General features: G+C 64.1%; 9 protein-coding genes. 4 read left to right on the top strand and 5 right to left on the bottom strand.

Features of this window, described 5'->3' with window-relative positions; genetic code table 11:
• Nucleotides 1–124: 124 nt before the first annotated feature.
• On the bottom strand, nt 125–1,006 hold the full coding sequence (locus tag F455_RS19940) for an SDR family oxidoreductase (protein ID WP_018972371.1): 882 nt from the start codon (nt 1,004–1,006) through the stop codon (nt 125–127).
• Nucleotides 1,007–1,142: 136 nt separating this feature from the next.
• On the opposite strand from F455_RS19940, the gene F455_RS19935 reads away from it, so the two are divergent.
• Nucleotides 1,143–1,511: an antibiotic biosynthesis monooxygenase family protein gene (locus F455_RS19935; protein WP_018972370.1), complete on the top strand. Its 369-nt coding sequence runs from the start codon at nt 1,143–1,145 to the stop codon at nt 1,509–1,511.
• A 96-nt stretch (nt 1,512–1,607) separates the two neighbouring features.
• Here F455_RS19935 and lpdA read toward each other — a convergent pair whose 3' ends face one another.
• Both lpdA and aceF read right to left on the bottom strand, forming a co-directional pair.
• Entirely contained in the window at nt 1,608–3,380 is a 1,773-nt protein-coding gene (gene lpdA / locus F455_RS0105985) for a dihydrolipoyl dehydrogenase (protein ID WP_018972369.1), read from the bottom strand.
• Nucleotides 3,381–3,396: 16 nt separating this feature from the next.
• Nucleotides 3,397–5,055, bottom strand: coding sequence for a dihydrolipoyllysine-residue acetyltransferase (aceF, locus tag F455_RS0105980; RefSeq protein ID WP_018972368.1), 1,659 nt, complete (start codon nt 5,053–5,055; stop codon nt 3,397–3,399).
• Between the two features lie 250 nt (nt 5,056–5,305).
• On the opposite strand from aceF, the gene F455_RS0105975 reads away from it, so the two are divergent.
• Together F455_RS0105975 and F455_RS0105970 are read left to right on the top strand one after the other, a co-directional pair.
• The gene (locus tag F455_RS0105975; RefSeq protein ID WP_018972367.1) at nt 5,306–6,196 is read left to right on the top strand and encodes an ABC transporter ATP-binding protein; all 891 of its coding nucleotides are present in this window, start codon (nt 5,306–5,308) and stop codon (nt 6,194–6,196) included.
• 3 nt (nt 6,197–6,199) lie between these two features.
• Nucleotides 6,200–9,787: a M1 family aminopeptidase gene (locus F455_RS0105970; protein ID WP_018972366.1), complete on the top strand. Its 3,588-nt coding sequence runs from the start codon at nt 6,200–6,202 to the stop codon at nt 9,785–9,787.
• A gap of 24 nt (nt 9,788–9,811) precedes the next feature.
• On the opposite strand, the gene F455_RS0105965 is transcribed toward F455_RS0105970, so the two are convergent.
• On the bottom strand, nt 9,812–11,542 hold the full coding sequence (locus F455_RS0105965; RefSeq protein WP_018972365.1) for an alkaline phosphatase family protein: 1,731 nt from the start codon (nt 11,540–11,542) through the stop codon (nt 9,812–9,814).
• A 111-nt stretch (nt 11,543–11,653) separates the two neighbouring features.
• On the bottom strand, nt 11,654–12,250 hold the full coding sequence (locus F455_RS0105960; RefSeq protein WP_018972364.1) for a hypothetical protein: 597 nt from the start codon (nt 12,248–12,250) through the stop codon (nt 11,654–11,656).
• A 187-nt stretch (nt 12,251–12,437) separates the two neighbouring features.
• Here F455_RS0105960 and F455_RS0105955 point away from each other — a divergent pair, with 187 nt between their 5' ends.
• A complete protein-coding gene (locus F455_RS0105955; protein ID WP_018972363.1) occupies nt 12,438–13,961 on the top strand; it encodes a DUF1800 domain-containing protein in 1,524 nt (507 codons plus the stop codon).

Below are 13,961 nucleotides of genomic sequence, written 5' to 3'. Positions count from 1 at the left end.
TGCATCGCAGCACCCTGCCCGCTCACCCTTCGCGACCCGAAGCTCGGCGGAAGTCTCATCGAATGCATGTCGGCCATGCGACGCTCCCCTGTCGCGACGATCTTCCGCCTTGCCCTCCACCTCGTCAATCGGCGCTTCGCGAATCCGCGCAGCCGAACACATCCTGCGCGCGAAACGCACGCGGCGTGTAACCGAAGTCACGCTCCGCCGCCGTATTGTCCGCGATCAACGGTTCGCTCAGGCGTGCGAGCGCACCCGCACCGAGGCGACCGCGCAAGAGCAGCGCACCCGCGCGCGCGAAGGTCAACGGCACGGGCAACGGCAACGCCAGACGTGGCGGTCCCGCGGCGATGCGCCGGAGCAGCGCGTCGAAACGCAGGCGCTCGCCACCACCGAGTTCGTAGATTTTGCCGAATGTCGCCGCATTGTCGAATGCAGCGAGGAAGGCGGCGGCGAGGTCGGCCGCATGCACCGGCTGACGCAATCCGTCCGCGCGCGGGATCGGCAGTACGCGGAATCGCTTGGCGAAACGCGCAATCGAGGCCAGGCTGCGGTCGCGGCCGGTGCCGTAGATCAGGGTCGGGCGAAAGATCGTGCAGCCGATGCCGCATTCGCGCGCGGTTTGCATGAGCAGGGTTTCCGCAGTGCGCAGGCGCGTGCTCAACTCGCGCTCGGCCGCGTCGACCGAATCGCGCTTGCTTTCGGCGCTCATCGAGCTGATCGCGATGACCCGTTTTGGACCGCCGCGCGTGCCTGCCGACGCGGTGCGCGCAAACCACGCGGCGAACGCATCGAGCGGACCCAAGCTGAGCACCGCGTCGTGCGGCGGCAGCGACGCCACCTCGACGCAAAGATCGCCTTGCAGCCAATCGATTTTTCCGCTTGCGCGGGCGCGAGACGCGGCCGTACGGCTGACCGCGAGCACACGCTCGCCGCGCGCGGCGAGTTGCGGCAACAGGAATTCGCCGATCACTCCGCTCGCGCCGAAAACCAGAATCGAGGACAAGCCAGGCTCCGCAATCAAGACCGGCGAAGTCTAACGTCAACGCCGCCCGCACCCGCATCGTGCAACGCAAATTTCGCCAGCCGCAACGCCGCTTGCGCTATGCTGCGCGCCTTCGACGACTACGGCGGAGTCAGGCATGATCGCTCGCATCTGGCGCGGAATCACGCTCAAGGAAAAGGCCGACGACTACCTCGCCTACCTCGACCGCACCGGCCTCGCCGATTACGCAAAAGTACCCGGCAATCGCGGCGTCACCGTGCTGCGCCGCATCCAGGGCGAACACTGCGAGTTCATGCTGATCTCGCTCTGGGAATCGATGAGCGCCGTGCACGAATTCGCCGGCGAGAATCCCGAGAAGGCCGTCTACTATCCCGAGGACGAGCAGTACCTGCTGCAGATGGAACCGCTGGTGCGGCATTACGAAGTCGCCCAGCAGATTTTTCCGGATGCAGCCGCGCAGGCGTCGGCCGGCGACGACAAGCCAGTCGCGAAGAAACGCAAATAAACCCAAGTCGTTTCAGCGCGCCTCGACGTCAAGCGGCAGCTTGCTGCCGCTTCAACGGCGAGAGTTATCGCTGCAGCGCAGCGGTCAACGATAGCCCTATTTCTTCTTCGGAATGTACAAGTCGGTGATCGTGCCTTCGTACACTTCCGCCGCCATGCCGATCGACTCGCCCAGCGTCGGATGCGGATGCACGGTGAGGCCGATGTCAGCGGCTTCGCAGCCCATCTCGATCGCGAGGCCGAGTTCGCAAATCAAATCGCCCGCGTTCACGCCGACGATGCCGGCACCGATGATCTTGTGCGTGGTTTCGTCGAAGATCAGCTTGGTGAAGCCTTCGGTGCGCGCGATGCCGATCGCGCGGCCCGACGCGGCCCACGGGAATTTGCCGATGCCGTACTTGATGCCCTTGGCTTTCGCCTCGCCTTCGGTAACGCCGACCCAGGCCACTTCGGGATCGGTGTAGGCCACGCTCGGGATCACGCGCGCGACGAATTCGCTCTTCTGTCCCGCGCAGACTTCGGCGGCGACCTTGCCCTCGTGCGTCGCCTTGTGCGCGAGCATCGGCTGACCGACGAGATCGCCGATCGCGAAAATATGCGGCACATTGGTACGCATCTGCTTGTCGACCGGGATGAAGCCGCGATCGGTCACCTGCACGCCGGCCTTGTCCGCGTCGATCTTGTTGCCGTTCGGCGAACGACCGATCGCAACGAGCACGCGGTCGTAGACCTGCGGCTCGGGCGCCTTCTCTCCCTCGAACGTCGCCTTCAAGCCTTCCTTGGTTGATTCGATCTTGGCGACCTTCACCTTGAGATGGATGCCGGCATAGCGTTTCGACAATCGCGTCGCGAGCGGCTTGACCAGGTCAGGATCGGCGCCGGGCATCAGCTGATCCAACAGCTCGACCACGGTCACTTGCGCACCGAGCGCTTCGTAGACGCAGGCCATTTCCAGGCCGATGATGCCGCCGCCAACGACGAGCAGTTTCTTCGGCACGTCCTGCAGCAGCAGCGCGTCGGTCGAATCCATCATGCGCGGGTCGTCCCACGGGAAGCCCGGCAGCTTCACCGCCTGCGAGCCCGCGGCGATGATCGCCTTCTCGAAACGCACGAGCTTCTTTCCGTCCGCAGTTTCGACTTCGATCTCGTTCGCCGACACGAATTTGCCCGTGCCCTGCACGACCGTCACCTTGCGCTGCTTGGCCATGCCGGAGAGGCCGCCGGTGAGCTGCGCGACGACCTTGTTCTTGAATCCACCGAGCTTGCCGATGTCGATCTTCGGTGCACCGAAATCGATGCCGATATCGGCGGCATGGCTTGCCTCGTCAATCACTTTTGCCGCATGCAGCAGCGCTTTCGACGGAATGCAGCCGACGTTGAGGCAGACGCCGCCGAGCGTCGCATAACGCTCGATCAGCACCGTGTTCGTGCCGAGATCGGCGCTGCGGAACGCAGCCGTGTAGCCGCCGGGACCGGAGCCGAGCACGACGACCTGGCACTCGATGTCCGCTTTGCGCCCGGAAGCGCCCGCGGCTTTCGGTGCCGGCGTGGCGGCGGCCGGAGCGGCAGCCGCGGGAGCCGGAGCAGGTGACGCTTTCGGTGCCTCGGCTTTTGCCGGCGTCGCGCTCGCGCCTTCCGTTTCGAGAATCGCGACCACAGTACCTTCGGAAATCTCGTCGCCGAGCTTGACCTTGATTTCCTTGACCACGCCGGCAGCCGACGCGGGAACTTCCATCGTCGCCTTGTCCGACTCGAGCGTGACGAGGCCCTGATCCTTGGTCACCGTATCGCCCGGCTTGACCAGGATTTCGATGACGGGAACGTTGCTGTAGTCGCCGATATCGGGGACTTTGACTTCGGTAGTTGCCATTGTTTCGAGTCCTCGATCAAAGCATCGCGCGACGCATGTCGGCCAGCAGCTGGGCCAGATACGCGGTGAAGCGCGCGGCCAGCGCGCCGTCGATCACGCGATGGTCGTAGCTGAGCGAAAGCGGCAGGATCAGGCGCGGCTGGAAGGCCTTGCCGTCCCACACCGGCTTTATCGCCGACTTCGTGACTCCCAAAATCGCGACTTCGGGCGCATTGACGATCGGCGTGAACGAGGTGCCGCCGATGCCGCCGAGCGAGGAGATCGAGAAGCAGCCGCCCGACATTTCCGCGGGGCCGAGCTTGCCGTCGCGCGCCTTCGCCGCGAGCGCGGAGATTTCCTTCGCGCTGTCGACGATGCCTTTCTTGTCGGCATCCTTGAGCACCGGCACGACGAGGCCGTTCGGCGTGTCCGCGGCGAAACCGACGTTGTAGTACTTCTTCAACACGAGGTTTTCGCCGCTCGCATCGAGCGAGGCGTTGAACTGCGGGAACTTCTTCAGCGCAGCAACGACGGCCTTGATCAGAAAGCCGAGCATGGTGAACTTGACGCCGGCCTTCTCGTATTCCTTGTTGAGCGAAACGCGCAGCGCTTCGAGCTCGGTGATGTCGGCGTCGTCGTTGTGGGTGACGTGCGGGATCATCACCCAGTTGCGCGCGAGGTTGGCGCCGGAAATCTTCTGGATGCGCGACAGCGGCTTGGTCTCGATCTCGCCGAACTTGGCGAAATCGACTTTCGGCCACGGCAGCAGGTCGAAGCCCGCGCCGCCGCCCGCTGCGGCCTTCGGCGCTGCAGTTGCGCCGGAGAGCACGCCCTTGACGTACTTCTGCACGTCTTCCTTGCTGATGCGGCCCTTGCGCTCGCTGCCCTTCACCTGCGCGAGGTCGACGCCGAGTTCGCGCGCGAACAGGCGCACGGCGGGGCTCGCGTACGGCACCTTGTCCGGCATCACCGTGTCGGCACCGAAGTTGATCGGCGGCGAGGCCGGGCTGCCCGAGGCGACGACGGGCGCCGCAACCGGCGCGGGTGCAGGCGCGGGCGCCGCTTGTGCAGGCGCTGCGGCCTTCGCAGCCGCCGGAGCCGGAGCGGACGCCGCGCCGGCGGCTTCGATCAACGCGACGACATGGCCTTCGGAGATTTCGTCGCCAACCTTGACCTTGATCTCTTTGACCACGCCCGCGATCGACGACGGCACTTCCATCGTCGCCTTGTCGGATTCGAGCGTGACCAGGCCCTGGTCCTTGCTCACCGTATCGCCAACCTTGACCAGCACCTCGATGACCGGCACGCCGGTGTAATCGCCGATGTCCGGCACCTTGGCTTCTTGCACGCCGCCGCCTGCGGCGACCGCCGGGGCCGGGGATGGCGCGGGAGCTTCGGTTTTCGCCGCGGGCGCCGGCGCTGCTTTCGCCGCCGCCGGAGCGGGCGCCGCGGCTTCACCGCTTTCGATCAGCGCCACGATATGACCTTCGGAGATCTCGTCGCCGAGCTTGACCTTGATTTCCTTGACGACACCGGCAACCGACGAGGGTACCTCCATCGTCGCCTTGTCCGATTCGAGGGTGACCAGGCCCTGGTCCTTCGTCACGGTATCGCCCGGTTTGACCAGAATCTCGATCACCGGCACGTTGGTGTAATCGCCTATATCCGGCACCTTGGCTTCTACGACGTCGGCCATGCTCCCTCCTTACTGTGGGCGCGCTGCCGCCGTGGCGCCGCGCCGGTCACAACTGATGACGAATTGCACACGGCCGCGGCCGCCTCGCCATGATAATCCGAACCGGGCCGTCTTCCCTACCATCGGCGCGGCAATCTTGTTGTCACGCCTCGATGCGCAGGCCGATATCGCGATGACTTCCGGCCTTGGCACCGCCGCCCGCAGCCCGCTACGCTCGCCGCATCGGCCCAGGCCGCGCCCAGGAGACTCCATGCTCGCGATCCGCAACCTGTCCAAGACCTACGCCAACGGCGTGCAAGCGCTCAAGGACATCACGCTCGAGATTCCCAACGGCATGTTCGGCCTGCTCGGCCCGAACGGCGCGGGCAAGTCCACACTGATGCGCACGATCGCGACGCTGCAGGATCCCGATTCCGGCTCGATCCATCTCGACGATATCGACGTGCTCGCCGACAAGCAGACCGCGCGGCAGACGCTCGGCTACCTGCCGCAGGAGTTCGGCGTCTATCCAAAGGTGACCGCCGAGGTGATGCTCGATCATTTCGCCGTGCTCAAGGGCGTGACCGACAAGCGGGAACGCAAGGCGCTGGTCGAGGCGCTGTTGCGCCAGGTCAACCTCTGGGAGAAACGCTACTACAAGCTCGGCACGTTCTCGGGCGGCATGCGCCAGCGCTTCGGCATCGCCCAGGCGCTGATCGGCGCGCCGCGCCTGATCATCGTCGACGAGCCGACCGCGGGCCTCGACCCCGAGGAGCGCAACCGCTTCCTCAATCTGCTCGCTGAGGTCGGCGAACAGGTCGTCGTGATCCTGTCCACGCACATCGTCGACGACGTGACCGATCTGTGCCCGCGCATGGCGATCATCGCGCAAGGGCAGTTGCGCCTGGTCGGCGAGCCGCGCGAAACGATCCGTTCGCTCGACGGCCGCGTCTGGCGCAAGGCACTCGCAAAGGACGAGCTCGCGGCGGCACGCGAGCAGCACAACGTGCTGTCGACGCGCCTCGTCGCCGGCCAACCGGTCGTGCACGTGCTCGCTGACGCGAGCCCCGGGGACGGCTACGTGGCGGTGGCGCCGAATCTCGAGGACGTCTATTTCGGCGAACTGCGCCGCGCCGCCGCACCGGTCGCACAGGCAGCCTAGTCCATGCTCGCGAAAATCCTCGCCTTCGAGCGCAGGCTGATCCTGCGCAGCCCGCTGTTCTGGATCGTCGCACTCGTGTTCGGCGCAATCGCGTTCGCCATGATGGCCTCCGAAAACGTCAGCTTCGGCGGCGGCATCGGCAACATCCATCGCAACGCGCCGCTGGTCGTCATCAACCTGCTCGCCGCGCTGAGTTTCCTTTCGATCCTGCTCGTGACGATCTTCATCGCCGGCGCGGCGCTGCGCGATTTCGAACAGAACACGGCCGAGCTGTTCTTCACCACGCCGATCAGAAAACGCGACTATCTGCTCGGCCGTTTCGGCGGCGGTTTTCTCGCCGCGCTCGGCGTGATGCTCGTCGCCGCCATCGGGCTCTGGTTCGGCAGCAAGATGCCGTGGCTCGACCCGGCGCGGCTCGGGCCAACGTCGGTCGGCGCCTATCTGTGGTCGTTCGGCGTGCTCGTCATTCCGAACCTGCTGTTCATCGCCGCGCTGATGTTCGCATTCGCGACGCTGACGCGCTCGATGCTCTACACCTATCTCGGCGCAATCGCCTTCGTCGTATTCATGCAGGTCGCGCAGAGCATGACGGCGAACCTCGACGCGCGCTGGATCGGCGCGCTGGTCGATCCGTTCGGCAGCGACGCGCTACGCGAAATCACGCGCTACTGGTCGGCGCAGGACAACAATACGCGCCTGCCGCCGCTGTCGGGCTGGTTGCTTGCCAACCGCGCTCTGTGGCTTGGCGTGTCGGCGCTGCTGCTCGTCGGCGCGTTCCGCCTGTTCCGCACCGACCGCGAAGGCTTGCGCCTGTTTCGGCGCAAGACCAAAGCGGCGCCCGCATCGGTCGCGGCAACTCCGAGTGCGACGATCGCGATGCCGCCTGTGCGCCTGCAATCATCAGCCGGCGCGCAATGGCGCCAATTCCTGCACCAGACCTGGTTCGACCTGCGCAGCGTGCTGACCGGTGCGCCGTTCCTCGTGCTGCTGGTGCTCAGCCTGCTGATGATGTTCACCGTGCTGATGTTCAGTGGCGAGATTTTCGGCACCAAGGTGTTGCCGGTGACCTCGCGCATGGACTTGCCTTTGCGTGGTGGAATCAACCTGTTCCTGACGCTCGTGCTCGCGGTCTATGCGGGCGAGCTGATCTGGCGCGAACGCACGCTGCGCATCGCCGAAGTGACCGATGCCTGCGCGGTGCCGAACTGGGTGCCGCTCGCGGCGAAGCTCGTCGCGCTGTTTGGAGTGATTGCCGCTTTCATGTTCGCCGGTGTGCTGTTCTGCATCGGCTTCCAGTTGTTCCATGGCTACACGAATGTGCAGCTTGGTCTCTACGCGAAGATCGCCTCGCTCGCAATGTTACCGTTCATCCTGACCGCGGCGCTTTTCGTGTTCCTGCAGACGGTCAGCGAGAACAAGTTCTTCGGTTATCTGCTCGTCGTCGTCGTGCTCGTCGCCCAATTCGCGCTGCCGATGCTCGGCTACAACCATCCGCTCTACAACTACGGCAAGGCGTCGCCGACGCCGCTGTCGGACATGAACGGCTATGGCCAGTTCATCGCACCGAATCTCACTTTTCGCGCGTATTGGGGTGCGCTCGCGATCGCGTTGCTCATCGCCGCGGCGGCGTTCTGGCCGCGCGGCACCGGCGCGAGTTTCGCTCAACGTATGCGCAGCGCGTTCGCACGGCTACGCCGAGGCCTTCCCGCGTATGCGCTGGCGGCTTCGCTGCTCACGTTCGTCGGGCTCGGCAGCTGGATTTTCTACAACACCAACGTGCTGAACCATCACGAATCCGAGGATGCGGGCAAGGTGCACAGCGCGAACTACGAAAAAACCTATCGTGCGGCGTGGAAGGACCGTGTGCAGCCGCGCATCACCGAAGTCAAAGCCGACGTCGATTTCTTCCCGGATCAGTTACGCGCGATCGTGCGCGGTCACTATCGCATCGAGAACAAATCCGGCACATCGATCGATGAACTTTTTGTCCAGTTTTCGCAGCTGAAGAAAGTGCACAAGCTCGACTTCGCCGCGCATAGCGTGGAGAAGCGCGACGAGGACTACGATCTGGAAATCTACAAGCTTGCGACGCCACTGGCGCCCGGGGCGGTGATGGATTTCGATTTCGAGGTCGAGATCGGCCAGGATGGGTTTCCGGTTTCAGGTGGCGAAACCCAGGTGGTCTACAACGGCAGCTTCTTCAACAGCAGCGAGCTTCCGCATTTTGGCTATCGCGAACATGCGCAACTGAGCGATCGCAACGACCGGCGCAAGTATGGCCTGCCCGAGCTGCCGCGCATGGCGCCGATCGACGACATGCAGGCGCGCGCCAACTCCTATATCTCGCGCGATGCGGATTGGGTCGATTTCGAAACGACCGTGTCGACCGTGCCCGACCAGATCGCGCTCGCGCCCGGTTATCTGCAACGTGAGTGGACGCAGAACGGCAGGCGCTACTTCCATTACAAATCCGACACGAAGATCCTCGACTTCTTCTCCTGGTTGTCGGCGCGCTGGACGGTGAGGAAAGACCGCTGGAATGACGTCGCCATCGAGATCTACTACGACCCGCAGCATGCGTACAACGTCGACCGCATGATCGAGTCGGTAAAGAAGTCGCTCGACTACTACACGAAGAATTTCTCCCCCTACCAGTTCCGCCAGGTGCGCATCCTCGAGTTCCCGAACTACGCGGGCTTCGCGCAGAGTTTCGCCAACACGATTCCGTATTCCGAATCGATCGGCTTCATCGCCGACCTGTCGGACAAGGATGCGGTCGACTACGTGTTCTACGTCACCGCGCACGAAGTCGCGCACCAGTGGTGGGCGCACCAGGTCATCGGCGCCAACGTGCAGGGGGCGACGATGCTGTCCGAATCGCTGGCGCAGTATTCCGCGCTGATGGTGATGGAGCATGAATACGGCGCTGGACAGATGCGCAAATTCCTCAAGTACGAACTCGACCGTTACCTGGCGACGCGCGCGACCGAACGGGTCAAGGAAATGCCGCTCGCGCTCAACGAGAACCAGCAGTACATCCACTACAACAAGGCCTCGGTCGTGTTCTACGCGCTCAAGGACTACATCGGCGAGGACACGCTCAACGCCGTGCTCGCCGCGTTCGTCAAGGCGAAAGGATTCCAGCAGCCGCCGTACACGACCTCGTACGAACTGCTCGACCAGCTGCGCGCGGGCATCGATCCGAAGTGGAATTCGCTGATCGACGACCTGTTCACGAAGATCACGTTCTTCGACAATCGCCTCAGCGAGGCGACCGCGAAGAAGCTCGCCGACGGCAAATACGAAGTGACGCTGAAGCTCCACGCCGAGAAGAAGTACACCGACGGCGTCGGCAAGGAGAGTGACGGCAAGATCGATCAGCCGATCGACATCGGCGTGTTCGCCAAGGCGCCCGACGGCAAGGAAGCGAACGAGAAAGTGCTGTATCTCGAAAAGCGCGAGATCAAGGACGGCGACGGCACGATCATGCTCACCGTCGACGGCGAGCCCTATGAGGCTGGCATCGATCCGTACAACAAGCTCGTCGACCGCAATTCGAACGACAACCGCAAGAAGGTGACGCTGCAATAGCGCCACCTTCCGAGGGCGGAATCGTCACGGCTGCTTGGGCAGCGTGCCGCGCAGTTTGGCGTACGCCGGCAACTCGACGGGCACACCGTCGACGTCGCAGCCGCCGAACGTGCAAAGCTGCTTGCGGATCGGCTCGTTCGCCTGCGCCATGAGATGGAACAGCGCGTTCTGCTCGAGCGAGCCATGCACGGCGGCCGCACCGGGGCCGCGCGCGAATACGGCGACGTCGTCGCCGCTGTGCGTTTCCGAACCGAGCGGCACGACCGATTCCTGCACGTAATCCGGCGCCTCGGTGTCGACCTGGTCAAGATCGGGGCGGCCCTTTTTCGCTGGCAAGAACGCGGTCGCGTTGTGCGGATATTTCTTCGCCCCTTCCGCTTCGCGGTCGCTCTCACCCGCGTAGCCGGGGCCGTTGGCGTAACCGAGCGTGGTGAACGAACGCCCGATCGCATCGCGCGCGAGTTCCTTCGACGGCGCGCCTTCGCCGCTCGATCCACGCAGCTTGCCCAGGATCGGATTGCCGCGATTGGCGTAGCCGGCGAACGTCATCGTATGCGAGTGATCGGCGGTGACGATGATCAGCGTGTCGTCGGCGCTGGTCATATCGGTCGCCGCACGGATCGCATCGGAGAACGCGATCGTCTCGGTCAGCGCGCGATACGCATTGCCGGCGTGGTGACCGTGATCGATACGGCCGCCTTCGACCATCAAAAAGAAACCATTCCGATTATTTTTCAATACACCGATCGCGGCGCGCGTCATTTCGGTCAGGCTCGGCTCCATCTCCGGCTTGTCCTGCTCGCGCTCGTATTCGTATTTCATGTGCTCGGGATTGAACAGGCCGAGCAGACGCGTCGTCTTCGCCGGATCGATCTTGGCCAGCTGCTCGGCGTTCCAAACGTAGGCTGCGCCGGGCTTGGCCTGCCATTCCTTGATCAGGTCATGCTTGTCGAGGCGCTTGCCGATCAGGCCGTCATACTGCGGATCGGGCTGCGGTGCGGGCATGAACTCGGTGCGGCCGCCACCGAGCGCGACGTTGAGGCCGCCGCCGAACGGAAACTCGACGAGCTGGCGCGCGAAGTCGACGCAGCCCTGCGCGCGCGCCTCGTCGGGCATCGCCATGTCGTATTCCCAGTCGCGCTCGGGCAGGTGGCCGTAGGTCGCGGCCGGCGTCGCGTGGGTGATGCGTGTGGTCGTCACCGCGCCAGTCGCCATGCCGGCGCGCGCGGCCAGTTCGAGTGCGGTCACCGCCTCGTTGCCCTGCGAGCCTTTGCAATCACCGCGCTTGCCGGTCTGGTTGACACCGATCACGCCCGAGCGCGTCTTGATGCCGGTCATGATCGCGGTCATCGTGCCGGCAGAGTCAGGTGTCTGGAAATCGGTCGTGTAGGTGCGCGACAGCGCGGTGTAAGGGAACGTCTCGAAACTCAGGCGATTCTCCTCACCCGACTGACCCTTGCGCTGACCTTCGAGGATGCGCGCGGCAGCGATCGTCGCCGTACTCATGCCGTCGCCGAGGAAGACAATGACGTTCTTCGCCTTCGACTTCGCTGCCGGAAGATCGGCGCGATTCGCTGCGGCGGCCGCGGCGCCCGCGCGAAACCACCACGCCGGCGTCTCGCCGTCAGGATGCTTGACCTCAGCGACGTCGATCGCATGCGGTTGAGCGGTTTTCCCCGCTGCGAGCGCGCCGCCTCCGAGCAGGACACAGAGACCGGCGGAGATGAAACCGGCGAGATTGATCGAACGCGACATGAGCGGACCCCTTCGTAGGCGATCCGCAGATTATCGACACGATTGTGACGGCTTGACGAAACGTGTCCTGCGCCGCGGGGCAAGCCGGCCCGCGGCGCCTGTCGCGACGGACTACGGCGTCGTCGTGCGCACCGTGTCGTTGTGCTTCTTGTTGCGGATGCGCGCGCTCTGGCGGTTTTCCTTGCCCTGGATGCGCGCCTGCTCGCCCGCGCCGACATGGCCGTTCGCGCCCGCGCGCGCTTCGGCGCGATCGACGTGCGCCTGCCCGCGCTCGAGCGAGGCGGTCTCCTTGTTGGTCAGCTGGCCGGAGCGCACACCTTGGTTGATACGGGCCTCCTGGTTGACGTTGCGCTGCACGTCGGCCTGCATGCGCTGCGAGGACACGGAATTCGGATTGCCGATCACGGCGTTGTGCTTGTCTTTGTAGATGTCGGCGCTGACATGATTCTGTTCGCGCTGGATCTGCGCCTTCTCGCCGGCGCTGAGCTTGCCATCCTTCATGTCGTGGGCTTCGGTGGCGTCGATGCGCTTTTCCTTGCTCTCGAGGCTGGCCGCCTCCTTGGTCGAGAGCTGGCCGGATTGCAGGCCCTGCTCGATGCGTTTCTGCTGGTCCGTGTCGCGCGCGGTTTCGGTTGCGGCATTCTGCGCGTGCGCGCCGAACGAAAACAGGATAGCGGCGATAGTCGTTGCGATCAGTTTGCGTTGCATGTGAATTCTCCCTTGGCGGTGGTGGAGGCGCAGAGACTGCGCACGCTCCGCAACAACGAGGCTGATAGCGGTGCGTTGACAGCAAACGCTGAAGCGAAGCCAAACGGCGAAATGTGGACGCGACCTTGTCATCCGATCGGCGCCTCGCCCGTTAGATGGCATACCTTTCATCGCTGCCGCCGTGGACATGACACGATCACGAATTTTTCACGCCATAGTCCTGCTTGCGGCAGGCGCCGGCGCCGCGCAAGCCGCCAATTCGCCCGCTACGCTGAGCCGCGATGACGCACTCTGGCTCGATCGCATCACTTGGGGCCTCGACAGCGCCACCGTCGCACGTTTCCGCGAGCTCGGCCGCCGGCGCTTTCTCGACGAGCAGCTCGCAGGCAAGAACGACAAATTGCCCGCACCAGTGCAGGCGCAGATCGACAATCTCGACATCGCCCATGATTCCGCCGCCAAGCTGGTCGTCGACGAAGTCGCCGAGCAGAAGCGCATCAACGCGCTCGGCGACGAGGAGATGAAGAAGTCCGCGCGCAAGGACCGCAACGACATGGGCAACAAGATGGCCTACGAGGCGACGCGACGCGAGCTGCTGCGCGCGATCTACTCGCCCGACCAGCTCAAGGAGCAAATGGTCTGGTTCTGGCTCAATCACTTTAACGTGTTCGCGCAGAAGGGCTACGTGAAGTTCCTCGCCGGCGACTACGCCGACCAGGCGATCCGTCCGTATGCGCTCGGCCATTTCCGCAACCTCGTCATGGCCACGCTGAAATCGCCGGCGATGCTGCAATACCTCGACAACGCGCAGAACGGCAAGAACCGCATCAACGAGAACTACGCGCGCGAGCTCATGGAACTGCACACGCTCGGCGTCGATGCCGGCTACACGCAGGGCGACGTGCAGGAACTCGCCAAGATCCTCACCGGTGTCGGCGTCGACACCAATCACGATGATCCGAAAGTGCGTCCCGTTATGCGCCAGTATCTCGTGCGCGAGGGCCTGTTCACGTTCAATCCCGAACGCCACGATTTCGGCGACCGCGTGCTGCTCGGCCAGAAGCTCAAGGGTGGCGGCTTCGACGAGATCGAGCGCGCAGTCGACTTGCTCGTCAAGCAACCGGCCTGTGCGCAGTTCGTCTCGCGCAAGCTCGCGACCTATTTCGTCGCTGACGATCCGCCGCCGAAGCTCGTCGACAGGATGGCACGCACGTTCCAGCACAGCGACGGCGACATCGCGCAGGTGCTGCGCGTGATGTTCGAATCCGACGAATTCATCGCCTCGCTCGGCAGGAAGTTCAAGGACCCGATGCACTATGTCGTCTCGAGCGTGCGCCTTGCCTACGATGGCAAGACGATCACCAACATGCACCCGGTCGTCACCTGGCTCAACAACCAGGGCGAAGCGCTGTTCGGCCACTCCACGCCGGACGGCTACGCGCTGACCGAGAATGCGTGGGCGTCTTCCGGACAGATGAGCCGGCGCTTCGAAATCGCGCGCATCATCGGCAATGGCAACGCCGGCCTGTTCGATGCCGCCGACGGGACGCAGAGCGTCGACACCGGCTTTCCGCAGCTATCGTCGAAGTTGTACTACGACGGCATCCAACCCTATCTGTCGAAGACGACGCTCGCCGCGCTCGACAAATCGGCGTCGCAGCAGGAATGGAATGCATTCCTGCTCGCCTCGCCCGAATTCAACTCTCGCTAG

The organism is Rudaea cellulosilytica DSM 22992 (assembly GCF_000378125.1).
GTDB classification, from domain to species: Bacteria; Pseudomonadota; Gammaproteobacteria; order Xanthomonadales; family Rhodanobacteraceae; genus Rudaea; species Rudaea cellulosilytica.
This window is presented reverse-complemented; position numbering and strand designations above follow the sequence as displayed.